Genomic DNA, 13,453 nt, shown 5'->3' on the forward strand with positions numbered 1-13,453 from the left:
GCGTTTTTAACGCACTTTCAGAGGCAGGCAAGACCCTGCTCATTGTCCGCTAGGACCGAGGAGCAACGGCTTGCGCCTCGCCCGAGGAAAGCAACGGAAAAAGACGCTTTATCTCCCGATAGCACTTTGTCTACAGCCTGAGGAGAATCGTAAACACGATTCTCCTTTTTGTTATGACGTTTTAGGGAACAGAAACTGTTTTAACGTCTTGATTCGGTGTTTCGGTGTCAGCAACAACAGTTGATCATTTGCCTCGAACACCGTATCGCCCCGTGGCGTAACGATCTGGTCGTCACGGATGATTGCCGTAATCAAAAATTCTTGCGGGAGTTGAATATCTGAAATCATTTTTCCGATGAACGGATGGTGACGTGGAATCGTTAATTCAATGATTTCAGCGTTTGGTTTTCCAATCGACATAAATTCGATGACGGTTTGAATTGTTGATGAGCCTGTTTCGTTTAAGTGTAAGCGGTCAGCCAATACACTTAACAAACTCCCTTGAATCAATGTCGAAAGTAGCACTGTGAAGAAGACGATATTGAAAATCATCGAGGCATTATCAATTCCTGCAACAAGTGGATAAGTTGCGAGAATGATTGGAACAGCACCCTTAAGACCTGCAAACGAGATAAAAATCTTCTCACGCCAACTGTATTTAAACGGCAGTAAGCTTAACCAAACAGAAAGTGGACGAGCGATGAAAATCAAAATCAAAGCTAGCGCGATAGACGAAAGAATGACTTGAGGATCAAGCAGCTGTTTCGGGAAGACGAGTAGACCAAGTACGATGAACATTCCGATTTGAGCGAGATGGGCCATGCTCATCGTGAAACGGACGAGTGTCTGCCGATAGACAAGTTCATGATTGCTGATGTAAATGGCTGTGACATAGACAGCTAAGAATCCGCTTGCTGAAAAAGCAGAAGCAATACCGAATGAGAGGAAACCAAATGACATCAAGAGAATCGGATAAAAACTAGAAGAACTTAAATCGATTCGGTTGATCACGGCAGAAGCGACCCAACCAATCGCAAGTCCAAGTAACAAGCCGATAACCATCTCCCAAGTAAGTGAAAACAAGCCGTTTAAAAGAGAGGCATCTTGCGGATTGGTGACAAACTCAAGAAAGAGAACCGTCAAGAATACAGCCATTGGGTCATTTGTCCCTGATTCGACTTCGAGGGTTGAACCCACTTTACGCCGGACGGATTGACCACTCAGCACAGAAAAGATAGCAGCCGCGTCTGTCGACCCGACGATGGCTCCGAGTAAAAAGGAATTGGGCCAGTTAAAGCCAAGAATATAGTGGGAAGCAACGGCAACGACAGTCGTTGCGATGAATACACCGAACGTCGCGAGGGACAAAGATGGGGCGAGCTCTTTTTTGACATCTTTCCAGACCGTTTGAAGACCACCTTCAAACAAGATGACGATTAAGGCAATCGTACCGAACAACTGTGCCAACTCTGCATCGTCAAAACGAATGAAGCCCGTGACATCACTACCGGCAATCATTCCTAAAGAAATGAAAATAAGTAAAGCAGGTATGTTAAAGCGGCTAGATAATTTTGTTGTCCAGACAGCGATGAACAACAAAGAACCAATCAGTAAAATAATCGAAGGTAAGGACATTGCATCAAACTCCTTTGTCAAAATTTAATTCTAACTTCATTATACACTAATCCCGAGTTTTTCGGTCGGATAACGACTGTTCAATATTTTCCACCACACCCGACAAAATTATCTATCTTATTTGGTAGCGTTTTCATTTATTGTAAAAGCGTAGCACGATTATCAACTCGAAATCAGGGAGGTATCCGAATGCGTAAACGTAAATGGGCAACAGTACCAGTCGTCACTACGGCAATGGTCGTCGCATTAGCAGCATGTGGCGGTGGGACGCTAAATAGCGACGATTCTAAGGACAGTGATTCTTCCAAAGGTGGAAAGACGCTTAATGTATTCCAGTTTAAAGCGGAGATTGCGAAAGACATGGAACAAATGGCGAAAGAGTACGAAAAGGAAACAGGCACGAAGGTCGTCGTTCAAACAGTCGGTGGTGGATCGGATTATGGTGCAGCCTTGAAGTCACAGTTCGCGTCAGGAAATGAACCGGATGTCTTCAACAATGGTGGTTTTGCTGAAGCAAAAACGTGGCAAGATAAACTTGAAGATTTATCAGACGAGGAGTGGGTCAGTGACTTAACTGATCTTTCAAAAGAACCGATGACGATTGATGGAAAACTATATGGTATGCCGATGAACTTAGAAGGCTATGGTTTTATTTATAATAAAGAAATCTTTAAAAAAGCTGGCATCACAGACTTACCAAAAACGTTAACGGAACTGACGGATGCTTCTAAAAAACTTAAAGCAGATGGTGTGACACCGTTCTCGATCGGATATGGCGAGTGGTGGGTACTCGGAAATCACCTCTTGAATATTCCGATGGCGCAACAAGATGATCCCGACCAGTTTATTGCAGATTTAAACGCAGGAAAAGGGAAGTTCGAGGACAACAAACAGTTTAAAGAATTTATTAATCTCTTTGACTTAACGATTGAATATGGGAATAAAAATCCGTTGACGACAGACTATAATACACAAGTCACACAGTTTGCTGAAGGAAAAACAGCGATGATTCAGCAAGGGAACTGGGCGCAACAGTTGATCACGGATGTGAACCCGGACATCGAAATGGGCTTCATCCCGATGCCGATCAATGATGATAAAGAAAAAATGGACCGTCTTCCGGTTGGTGTCCCGAATAACTGGGTCGTCAATAAAAACTCGAAGAATAAAGAAGAAGGTAAGAAGTTCCTCGAGTGGATGGCGACATCGGATACAGGAAAAGACTACATGGTCAATAAATTTAAGTTCATTCCGGCCTTTAAATCCATCGAAGCGACGGACTTAGGACCGCTTGCAGAAGATATTCAAGCTTACTCGAAAGAAGGCAAAACGATTTCATGGAACTGGTTCAAATATCCGGATGGTGCTGTAAATGAATACGGAGCAATCATGCAAGCCTATATCGGTAAACAAAAAACGTCAGAAGAGATGTTACAGGACTTCACGAAGACATGGATGAAAATGAAAAAATAAGCAGTAACTACAGCGATCTCAGACCAGTGGTTTACATGGTGGGGATCGACATGAAAAACTCCTCTTTCCTATCGAATCGATGATAGGGAAGAGGAGTTTTTTACATCTTATAAGAAAAATAACTGGATAAAGAACAGGATGGCAAATAGATAGATTAAGGCATGGACCCGTTGCTTTTGTACGGCTTTCATGATCGGATAGACGATGAATCCGAAGGCAATTCCGGTCGCGATGCTTCCTGAAAGCGGCATGATGATGATGATTAGAAAAGCAGTGAAGGCTTCACTGAAATCTTCCCACGCAATTTGCTTGATGTTTTGAAGCATCAATGCACCGACAAGGATTAAAGCGGGTGCCGTAATCGAAGGAACACCTGAAATCGCTTGGACGACTGGTCCGAAAATCGCTGCGAGCGCAAAGAGCAGACCGACTGTGACCGACGTTAAACCAGTACGTCCTCCGGCAGCAACACCAGAAGCAGACTCAACATAAGCAGTCGTAGGACTTGTACCAAACATCGAACCGACGACCATCGCCGTTGAATCAGATAATAAAGCACGATCACTATTTTTAAGTGAACCGTCCTTCTCAATCAGTCCGGCCTGTTCACCGACTGCGACCATCGTACCTGTCGTATCAAACATCGTTACGAGGACGAACGAAAGGACACCACTAAAGAGTCCGTATTGAAAGACATCTTGAATCGCTGTGAAAGGGTTTGTGACTAACAAGCCTTCCGGTAATGTTGGCCAAGCCGTGAGTGTATTTGAAAATTTGAGTTCTCCCGTGATGAAAGCGAGCGCACCCGCAAGAATCATCGCGTACAGTAATCCACCTGGAACACGTTTGACAGTTAAGATGGCAGCAGTCATCAAACCAATGAGTGTAATAATAGCTTCTGGTGAAGACAGTGAGCCAATCGTAATCAAAGTCGCTTCATCTGCAACAAGAATACCTGACATCTTCAGTCCAAGTGAAGCGATGAAAAGTCCAATTCCACCAGTGATCGCTAACTTGAGTGTCAGTGGAATGATTTCAATCAGTTTCGTCCGGATTGGAGACAACGAGAGCAATAGAAAAATGATTCCAGATACAAAGACGACAGAGAGTGCTGTTTGATAAGGAATTTTTTCACCGATAACGAGAGTATACGTAAAGTACGCATTCAGTCCCATGCCCGGTGCAACGGCGATGGGGAGATTCGCATATAACCCCATTAAAAGCGTTCCGACGAGTGTAGCGATAATGGTCGCAGAAAATGCTTGTGCTTGCGGAATGCCCGCGTCAGCTAAAATCGTCGGGTTGACAACTAAAATATAGGCCATCGTGATGAACGTAATGAACCCGGCTTGGATTTCACGTTTCACGGTCGTATTATGGGCAGAAAGCTTAAACATAAATAGAGAACCACCTTCGATGAGTTTAATTGAAAAACGAACATTAACGATACTATATGATTATTCATTCGGAATCAAGGATTATTTTTTAAGTATATTATGGATAACATGATCTATAAACCAGCGTAAGCGCTAAAAGGAAGTGGATGTAAGCGGATACAGTTGTGCTATACTATTTATTAGAAGAAAAAGGGTGGAAGGTGGCAAAATGAAGAGCATCCGGACGCGTCTTATAATACTGGTAGCCCTCGCTATCTTGGTTCCGACAACACTTGCTACAACTGCTTCTTATATATACGTACGTCAGCAAAACATTGCAGAAGCCGAGCGTTCGAGTTTAAGCGCTCTTCAACGCGGAAATAGTCAAATCAGTCATTATATGGAAGACGTGAAACGGTTATCAACAAGTCTCTACGCTAATCGTTCATTGATGAATATTATGAATGCTGGTGCCGATGCTGAGCTTGGTGAGTCAGATAGTGTCGTCGCTCGTTCCTTACTCGGTCTCTTTTTATCAAGACAGGATGTTGAACAAATTCATTTTGTAATTTTAAAAGGGTACTCGGAATACTCTGTCTATAATATGAAGACTTCCGGTCGTGGCAAATTTGATTGGTTACAAGAGACTGATTATTTTCGATTGATGCAACAAGAAAATGGTTGGTTGATAGACCCGGAACATGTGATTACAGCATATAATTCTCGGACGATGATTCTTGATGAAAAAGAAGTCGTCAGTTTTCGTTACCGGATTGATCGCGTCGAAACGAGTGAACCCATCGGCTTTTTGTCAGTAGACATTCCAGTTCGGGTATTTGAACAACAACTACAGCTGTTTGAAAATTCACCGGACGAATCATTATGGTTAATGAGTGGGAATCACTTAATCGCGAAGACAGGAACGACATTACCGGTGACGACTGAAAAAATGACTGGAAAAAGTGGGAGCATGCACGTCGGTAGCTCGTTCATCGTGTATGTGAAGACCGAAAAGCAAGGCGTGCCGATTACACTGATCAAGAAAATTCCTTATGCTTCTGTCATCAAGGGAGCAAATGAAACGGCAATCATTTTATTGGTGATTGGTTTAGTGTCACTTCTATTAATGATTATGGCGGCAAGTCTCGTCGCACTCGAAATTACAAAACCGATTAAACAATTGACGGCAAATGTCTGGCGGGTCGAGCAAGGGGACCTCTCCACACGTTTTGTCGCGACGACAAATGATGAAATCGGTTTATTGAATCGCCAGTTTCAACGAATGGTGCACCGGATGGATCGTTTGATTAAACGAGAATACCGGTTAGCACTTGAAAATCGGACGAACGAGCTACGTGCGTTGCAATCACAGCTCAATCCACACTTCTTATTTAATGCGCTACAATCGATCGGAACAACGACGTTGCAAGGGGACCGGAAAGTCGCGTACCGTTCGATAACCGGTCTTTCACAAATGATGCGTTATTCGATGAACAACGAACAGACGATTGTCACATTAAAGCAAGAAGTCGACCATCTTCAAGGGTATATGCGCTTACAACAACAGCGTTTCCCAGAAAAATTTCGTTATATCGTCGATGTCCCTTGGCACATGAACCCGATTGAAGTACCAAAAATGATTTTGCAACCGTTCGCTGAAAATTACTTTAAACATGCCTTTAATCAGCAAAGTGATGCGTTAGAAAATTACTTGGCGTACAAAATTAGAACCGATGGGGACCAACTGATCATTAGCGTCGAAAACAGCGGACCGATCATGTCTGAGGCAGATCTTGAGATGATTAACCAAAAAATGCGGGCACATCGCGCTCCTGAAGACCGGCAAACATCTGGCATCGGCTTACACAATATATACGAACGTCTTCAAATTTTTTACGGTGAACGCACAAACATGACGCTCCAATCTCCAATAGAAGGTGGATTCAGAATCACTATCCGAATTCCAATCGAACAGGAGGAATTGTAATGAATGTACTAATCGTTGATGATGAACAACACGTTCGTGACGCTGTAAAGTTACTTGGTGAATGGGGTGACTGGAAAGTATCGCATATTTTTGAAGCGGAAGATGGAGCAGCTGCGAAAAAAATTTTAAATGAAGAAAAAGTCGGATTGATGCTGACCGATGTTGAAATGCCGGGAGTAGACGGATTAAGTTTATTAGAATGGACAAAAAATCATCATCCAAAGGTCGTCACGATCGTGTTGACAGGGTATGATGATTATACGTATATGCGTCGTGCGATCTTACATCAATCGTTTGATTACTTATTGAAACCGATCGATCCAGATGTTTTAAATGATGCGCTTTCCCGAGCGATGGAGCTGATTTGCCCAGTTCAAGAGCAGGGAGAGGCGATTGATCAAATTGCGAAGTATATCGAGACACATTATGCGGAAGAGTTAACGCTCCAGCTCATGAGTGAGCGCTTCTACTTAAGCCGAGAATATATATCAAGGCGCTTTAAACAGCGTTTTTTGGTTAACTTATCGGATTATATCCAAACGATTCGTCTAAATCGGGCAAAAGAATTGCTGGGAGAGACGAATGCCCGTATATATGAGATTGCCGTTGAAGTCGGGTATCAGGATGATAAATATTTTCGAAAAGTATTTAAGAAGCAATTCGGCATGACACCGAATGAGTTTAGAGAGTTGTTATCTATTTAATTAAACGAACGTCAAGGAGGAAACGTACATGAGCGTACACATTAATGCAGCAGAAGGTCAAATCGCAGAAACAGTTTTACTTCCGGGAGATCCTCTTCGCGCGAAGTACATCGCCGAAACATTTTTAGAGGACGTTGTTCTTTATAATGAAGTGCGTGGGATGTATGGCTTCACAGGAACATACAAAGGGAAAAAAGTATCCGTTCAAGGAACAGGTATGGGTGTTCCGTCGATGTCAATTTATGCAAATGAACTCGTTCAATCGTATGGTGCAAAAAACTTGATCCGTGTCGGTACAGCGGGCGGGATTACACCGGATGTAAAAGTACGTGACGTCGTCATCGCGATGAGTGCTTCACACGACATGGCTCAAAATCGTGTCCGTTTCAATGGATTAGATTATGCGCCGACAGCTTCATTCGAGTTATTGCATAAAGCGTACACAATGGCACAAGAACACGGAATCGACGCAAAAGTCGGTCAAGTCTTCACGACGGATCAATTTTATCAAGATGATTTCCACCACTACAAAAAATGGGCGGACTTCGGTTGTCTCGCAATCGAGATGGAAGCAGCAGGTCTCTACACACTCGCTGCAAAACATAAAGTCAATGCTTTGACGATTTTGACGATTTCAGATCACCTCCTAACGGGAGAAGAAACAACGTCTGAAGAACGCCAAACGACGTTCAATGATATGATGAAAGTGGCACTTGAAACAGCAATTCAGCTGTAATCGGTCAGATGAAATAAGACGATGCGGATGGTAAAATCACTGTCTTCATGAAACGAACACAGCAGGACTCGCGTTTCGAGTCCTGCTTTTTTGTCTAATCACAAAGAAGAGGGAGCATACGATTGAATCATTGCTCATTCGCTATGATAGAATGAGGAAAAGATACCCTAGACCATGAGGAGGAACACGAGATGGAATCGACGATGACTGAATCAACTATTTCGAATCTTGTTCAAACGCAACGTAATTTCTTTAAGACAGGTGCGACGCGAAGTGTTGCGTTTCGTCTAAGTATGTTGACGTTTTTAAAGCAAGCGATTGAAACGCATGAAGAAGCAATTTATGAGGCATTAAAAACGGATTTGAATAAAGGACGTCAAGATGCGTTTACGACGGAAATCGGATTCGTCTACGGCGAACTCGCACGGATGGAGAAGAAACTTCGCCGACTTGCTAAACCAAAACGAGTCGGGACACCGTTGTTACATATCGGGTCAAAAAGTGACATCCATTATGAACCATACGGAAACGTGCTCGTCATCGCGCCGTGGAACTATCCTTTCCAGCTCGCTGTTGCACCAATCATCGGGGCGATCGCTGCCGGAAATACGGTGGTCTTGAAACCATCAGAACTAACACCAAACGTCTCGCGTGTTCTTCGTGAAGTCTTTGAAACGGCATTTCACGAACGATTTGGACTTGTCATCGAGGGGGATGCGGACGTCAGTTCAGCTGTTCTTGAAGAGAAGTTTGATTACATCTTCTTTACGGGGTCGACGCGTGTCGGAAAAATCGTCCATCAAGCAGCGGCGAAACATTTGACACCTGTCACGCTGGAACTCGGCGGGAAGTCTCCGACGATTGTTCACCGTGATGCGAACTTAAAGCTTGCTGCAAAACGGATTGCTTGGGGCAAATGGTTAAACGCAGGACAGACGTGTATCGCCCCTGACTATGTTTTTGTCCATGAAGACGTCCGCGAGGAATTTTTACGCTTGATTGAAAAGGAAGCCTTTGCCCAGTATGGTAATGGTGTTGGTGTGAATTCTTACGTCAAGATTGTTTCAGACAGTCATTTGGATCGATTGAGTGGCTACTTGCCCCAAGGTGAAATTTTATTTGGCGGTCAAGTCGATGCAGCGACGAGAAAGATGGCACCAACTGTCATGACGGACGTTGATCCAGAAAGTCCGTTGATGCAAGAAGAAATCTTTGGACCGATTCTTCCAGTCTATTCTTATCGTGAAGTGGAAGAGGTCATCCGTTTCATCAATGACCGTGATAAGCCGTTAGCGCTCTATCTCTTTACAGAGAGTGAAGCTGTTCAGCACCGTGTACTCGATCGTGTGTCATTTGGTGGTGGGTGTATCAATGATACGTTGATGCATGTTGCGCAACATAACTTGCCATTTGGCGGGGTCGGCGGAAGTGGTATCGGTGGCTATCATGGGAAATTCAGCTTTGAGACGTTCAGCCATCGTAAAGGAGTCGTCAACAATACGACGAAGTTCGATTTGCCGTTCCGCTACATGCGCTCGAATACCGATTCAAAATGGATGCGTTATTTATTATAAATGGAACTTTAACGGAGCCAAGAGTAGATCCAATCGGTCTACTTTGGCTTTTTTTGTTTATTTAATTTGTGAAATAGTGAACAAAGTTTGACAATCTTTTGAAAAAACGCTATTTTCCCTTGTGATGTTCTATACTGAAGGCAGAAGCTACGGAAAGGAGAATGCGAGATGCTTACTTGTGGGACGACAGAAGCTAATACGTTCGTGTTGTCGAGTGAGACACGTGAATTACTTGAAGAGTTCATGACTGAGGTATCTTTTAAAAAAGACTCAATCGTCTGTTGGGAAGGGGAAATGAACGATAAACTTTTTTATGTGAAACAAGGTGGTGTAAAACTATCAAAGCTCACGAAAAAAGGTAGCCCGCTAATGATGTTCTTATATTTCAAAGGTGACTTATTTGGTGAATTCGATGTCGGAGAAGCATTTCCAAGCTCCTATAGTGTCGAAACGATGGAGGACAGTGTCATTGGCTTCATCTCGAAAGCGACACTCGAAGATTTGATGAAAAAAGATGGAACATTCGCATTAGATATCATGCGCTGGCAAGCCTTGATGCGAAAACAAACGGAAACGAAGTTACGTGACCTCTTATTGTTCGGGAAACAAGGGGCACTCGCTTCGACACTCTTACGACTGATCGCGATGGACGGAAAAAAAGTCGATGACGATTACGTGATTTCGAAGCGACCGTCGGATACTGAACTCGGTCAGTTGATCGGGGCACCACGTGAAACGGTCAACCGGATGTTTTCGCAGTGGAAAAAAGACAATGTCATTTCGATGACGACGACTAAAATCATCGTTCATGATGCGAACTATTTACGCGATCTTTGCCACTGTGAAGGGTGTCCTGTCGGTGTCTGCCGGATTTAAACTTAACTTGAGCGGTAGCTTACGGAGCCATACGTTGGAGCTGACTTGAAAGTCGCTCCAACATCATCCTTTTGATGGAACCGCAACACGTTAAACTTTAGAAGAACTTATCAACAGTCTAGGATCACATTCTTTTTGAATGCGGTCCTTTTTTGTGTCGCATAACAGTAGCAATTCAAAATATGTTCAGTACGTAACAAGTTGTGAACTTTATGTGTGTTTTATAAAAGAAAAGCGCGAAATCGTCACAATTGGTGTGACGTTTATCACATATTACGAAGGGTGTCTTTTTCTAAAATAAAGGTAGGTTAAGTCACCGATTCAACGACGGAAGGGAGCTACTGATCATGCGTCAGAAATCAGATACAGAACTGAAGGGAACGTTTATCGCTGTATTTATCGTTGCCGGAGTCATCATCGGAATGTGGGGATCAATCTTTTTATTATTCACTTCAAGATAAGGGGGAATCAGGGTGCATATTCATCGTTTAGAAAAAATATGGTTAGTATTCGGTTGTATCATGTTGGCAGTCTTTTTAATCATCATTGGCGTATCAGCATTCGCTTCTGATAATCAACCACCGTCGGATGCAACATTGATTGACCCGACGCAAGTCGATCAGACGAAGCCATTTGATAAACCGGGTCTAAAAAAAATTGACGACAATAAATATGAGGCCGTCATGGTCTCACAAGCTTTCCAGTTCACACCGCAAGACATGATTATCAAAAAAGGCGCGACCGTCGATTTTCTAGTGACGTCTAAAGATGTCGTCCATGGATTTGAAATCGTCAAGACGAACGTCAATATGATGGTCGTTCCCGGACATATCAATTCAATCGAGTACACATTCAAAGAAGCTGGCGAATATTTAATTGTCTGTAACGAATATTGTGGATCGGCGCATCACATGATGTCGACTAAGATTAAGGTGGTGGAATAAATGAATGCGATTTCGAAAAAATTAATGGAGTTTGAGATGGAGCGGGGAATCCCCGCAGGAGAGATTGGATTAAAAGAAGCAAAACTCGGATTTGCCTACGTCAGTTTTTCACTTGTGGCGTTACTGATTGGTGGACTATGTGGTCTACTACAGACACTCGTCCGTACTGGAGTTATTCCAGAAATTGCTGGCGTCGGTTATTATGAATTGCTGACGGCTCACGGACTAATGCTTGCGATTGTCTTTACGACATTATTCATATTTGGACTTTTATTTTCATTTTTAGGACAGTCGTTCGGGCGTTTTGAAGAGTTTCCGAGACGCTTGGGCTGGGTTGGATTCTGGTTGATGATTGTCGGTGTCCTCCTTGTCACATGGATGGTGTTAGCAGGTGAAGCATCCGTTCTCTACACATTTTATGCACCGCTGAAGGCACACCCTGTTTTTTATATCGGACTCGTGATCTTTGTTGTGGGAACATGGGTTTCTTCTGCCGCAATGTTCCGGATGTACGCGGATTACAAACGAGAACATAAGGGTGTCCATCCACCGCTCCAAGCCTACATGAGTATCATGACCGCTTTGTTGTGGGTCATCGCCACGCTAGGTGTCGCAGCAACGATCCTCTTTCAACTCTTGCCGTTGTCACTCGGTTGGACGGATAAGGTCGGGATCGAATTATCCCGGACATTATTTTGGTATTTTGGTCATCCGCTCGTCTATTTTTGGTTATTGCCAGCGTATATCGTTTGGTATACGGTCATTCCAAAGATTGTCGGGGGTAAGATTTTTTCAGATGCTTTAGCACGGATGTCATTTTTACTGTTCTTATTGTTCTCGTTCCCTGTTGGTTTTCACCATCAGTTGCTCGAACCCGGTATTTCAGCATTTTGGAAGTACATCCAAGTCGTCTTGACGTTCCTTGTCATCATTCCTTCATTGATGACAGCATTCTCGATGTTTGCGACATTCGAACTAGCAGGTCGTCGTCAAGGTGCGACCGGACTATTTGGGTGGATCAAGAAAATGCCGTACCGGGATGTCCGTTTTCTTGCACCGTTCGTCGGCATGTTGTTCTTCATCCCGGCTGGAGCCGGTGGTGTCGTCAATGCTTCCCACCAATTGAATATCGTCGTGCATAACACTTTATGGGTGACAGGTCACTTCCATATCACAGTCGGGGCTGCAGTCGCGTTGACGTTCTTTGGAACGGCCTATTGGCTTGTTCCATTATTACGAGGACGGACCTTAACAAAACGGATTAATACAATTGGTCTCATCCAGACGGCGACGTGGACGATTGGTATGCTCTTTATGTCGACTGCGATGCATATTTCAGGCTTGCTCGGTAATCCAAGACGGACGGGTCCTGCGGCATATTTCAAAGATTCGCTCGTCGCAGATTGGATTCCCTATCACGTTGCGATGGCAATCGGTGGTACGATCCTCTTTATTTCAATCCTCTTATTCTTGTTTGCGATGTTCCAACTGGCCTTCCGGACACCGAAAGGAAGTACTGAATTTCCTGTCGCGGAAACAGAGGAAGCAGCGATGAAGACACCACTCTTCTTTGAGAACTGGAAACTTTGGATTTTCGTGACGTTTGCTTTGATTGCGTTTGCTTACACAGTACCGATTTGGCACATGATTGATAATGCGCCTCCTGGAGCTCCAGGTTGGAAACTCTGGTAGCCCTATCGAAAAGTGCTGATAGCTTACTAGCACTTTTTATACACGCTGAAGGGTGAAAATGCTATATTGAGAAGCAATCCGTTCGTGCTTTCCTGTCTCGCCTCGTCTTCAAAGCGGCAACCGGTCACGCCGCTACAGCAAAGCTGCAGGGTCGCGACCGATTGCTTTTCGCTTTAAAAGCGATTCGAGACGGATTGCGCTCTAAATTGTCTACATGGCCGGCTTTCCCTCACGGTATTACTTGAAAAGCGTCACTTTTCGTTGACTCCTGCCTCTGAAAGTGCGTTTTTAACGCACTTTCAGAGGCAGGCAAGACCCTGCTCGTTGTCCGCTAGGATCCAAGGGGCAACGGCTTGCGCCTCGCCCGAGGAAAGCAACGAAACATGACGCTTGATCTCCCAATCGCACGTTGTTTACAGTCTGAAGGGCCAGCTTTGATAAGCTGACCCTTTTTTT

At 43.9% G+C, this 13,453-nt stretch carries 11 protein-coding genes; 9 read left to right on the forward strand and 2 right to left on the reverse strand.

Annotation, left to right across the window (positions count from 1 at the left end):
* Positions 1-171: 171 nt before the first annotated feature.
* Positions 172-1,635, reverse strand: coding sequence for a potassium/proton antiporter (locus tag KNP88_RS11325; RefSeq protein WP_214893817.1), 1,464 nt, complete (start codon positions 1,633-1,635; stop codon positions 172-174).
* A 189-nt stretch (positions 1,636-1,824) separates the two neighbouring features.
* On the opposite strand from KNP88_RS11325, the gene KNP88_RS11330 reads away from it, so the two are divergent.
* On the forward strand, positions 1,825-3,108 hold the full coding sequence (locus KNP88_RS11330) for an ABC transporter substrate-binding protein (protein ID WP_214893818.1): 1,284 nt from the start codon (positions 1,825-1,827) through the stop codon (positions 3,106-3,108).
* Positions 3,109-3,215: 107 nt separating this feature from the next.
* Here the strand turns inward: KNP88_RS11330 and KNP88_RS11335 are convergent, their stop codons facing one another.
* Entirely contained in the window at positions 3,216-4,505 is a 1,290-nt protein-coding gene (locus KNP88_RS11335; protein ID WP_214893819.1) for an NCS2 family permease, read from the reverse strand.
* Positions 4,506-4,713: 208 nt separating this feature from the next.
* Between KNP88_RS11335 and KNP88_RS11340 the strand changes: the two genes are divergently transcribed.
* From KNP88_RS11340 to KNP88_RS11375, 8 genes are all read left to right on the forward strand, one after another.
* Complete coding sequence (locus KNP88_RS11340) at positions 4,714-6,471, forward strand: sensor histidine kinase (protein WP_214893820.1); 1,758 nt, start codon at positions 4,714-4,716, stop codon at positions 6,469-6,471.
* Positions 6,471-7,175, forward strand: coding sequence for a response regulator transcription factor (locus KNP88_RS11345; protein ID WP_088836386.1), 705 nt, complete (start codon positions 6,471-6,473; stop codon positions 7,173-7,175). The genes KNP88_RS11340 and KNP88_RS11345 overlap by 1 nt, the downstream gene beginning before the upstream one ends.
* 28 nt (positions 7,176-7,203) lie before the next feature.
* Positions 7,204-7,911 carry a purine-nucleoside phosphorylase gene (gene deoD / locus KNP88_RS11350; protein ID WP_214893821.1) on the forward strand — a complete coding sequence of 236 codons (708 nt, stop codon included), beginning with the start codon at positions 7,204-7,206 and terminating at the stop codon, positions 7,909-7,911.
* Between the two features lie 191 nt (positions 7,912-8,102).
* Complete coding sequence (locus KNP88_RS11355; protein WP_214893822.1) at positions 8,103-9,485, forward strand: aldehyde dehydrogenase; 1,383 nt, start codon at positions 8,103-8,105, stop codon at positions 9,483-9,485.
* Between the two features lie 168 nt (positions 9,486-9,653).
* Positions 9,654-10,361 (forward strand): Crp/Fnr family transcriptional regulator, encoded by a 708-nt coding sequence (locus KNP88_RS11360; protein ID WP_088836388.1) that lies wholly within the window; start codon positions 9,654-9,656, stop codon positions 10,359-10,361.
* Between the two features lie 347 nt (positions 10,362-10,708).
* Complete coding sequence (locus tag KNP88_RS11365) at positions 10,709-10,822, forward strand: cytochrome C oxidase subunit II (RefSeq protein ID WP_152638917.1); 114 nt, start codon at positions 10,709-10,711, stop codon at positions 10,820-10,822.
* A 12-nt stretch (positions 10,823-10,834) separates the two neighbouring features.
* Positions 10,835-11,305 carry a cytochrome c oxidase subunit II gene (locus KNP88_RS11370; protein WP_088836389.1) on the forward strand — a complete coding sequence of 157 codons (471 nt, stop codon included), beginning with the start codon at positions 10,835-10,837 and terminating at the stop codon, positions 11,303-11,305.
* Positions 11,306-12,997: a b(o/a)3-type cytochrome-c oxidase subunit 1 gene (locus KNP88_RS11375; protein ID WP_214893824.1), complete on the forward strand. Its 1,692-nt coding sequence runs from the start codon at positions 11,306-11,308 to the stop codon at positions 12,995-12,997.
* The last annotated feature ends 456 nt before the right edge of the window (positions 12,998-13,453 follow it).

It is taken from the genome of Exiguobacterium sp. H66, from assembly GCF_018618705.1.
Lineage (GTDB): Bacteria > Bacillota > Bacilli > Exiguobacteriales > Exiguobacteriaceae > Exiguobacterium_A > Exiguobacterium_A oxidotolerans.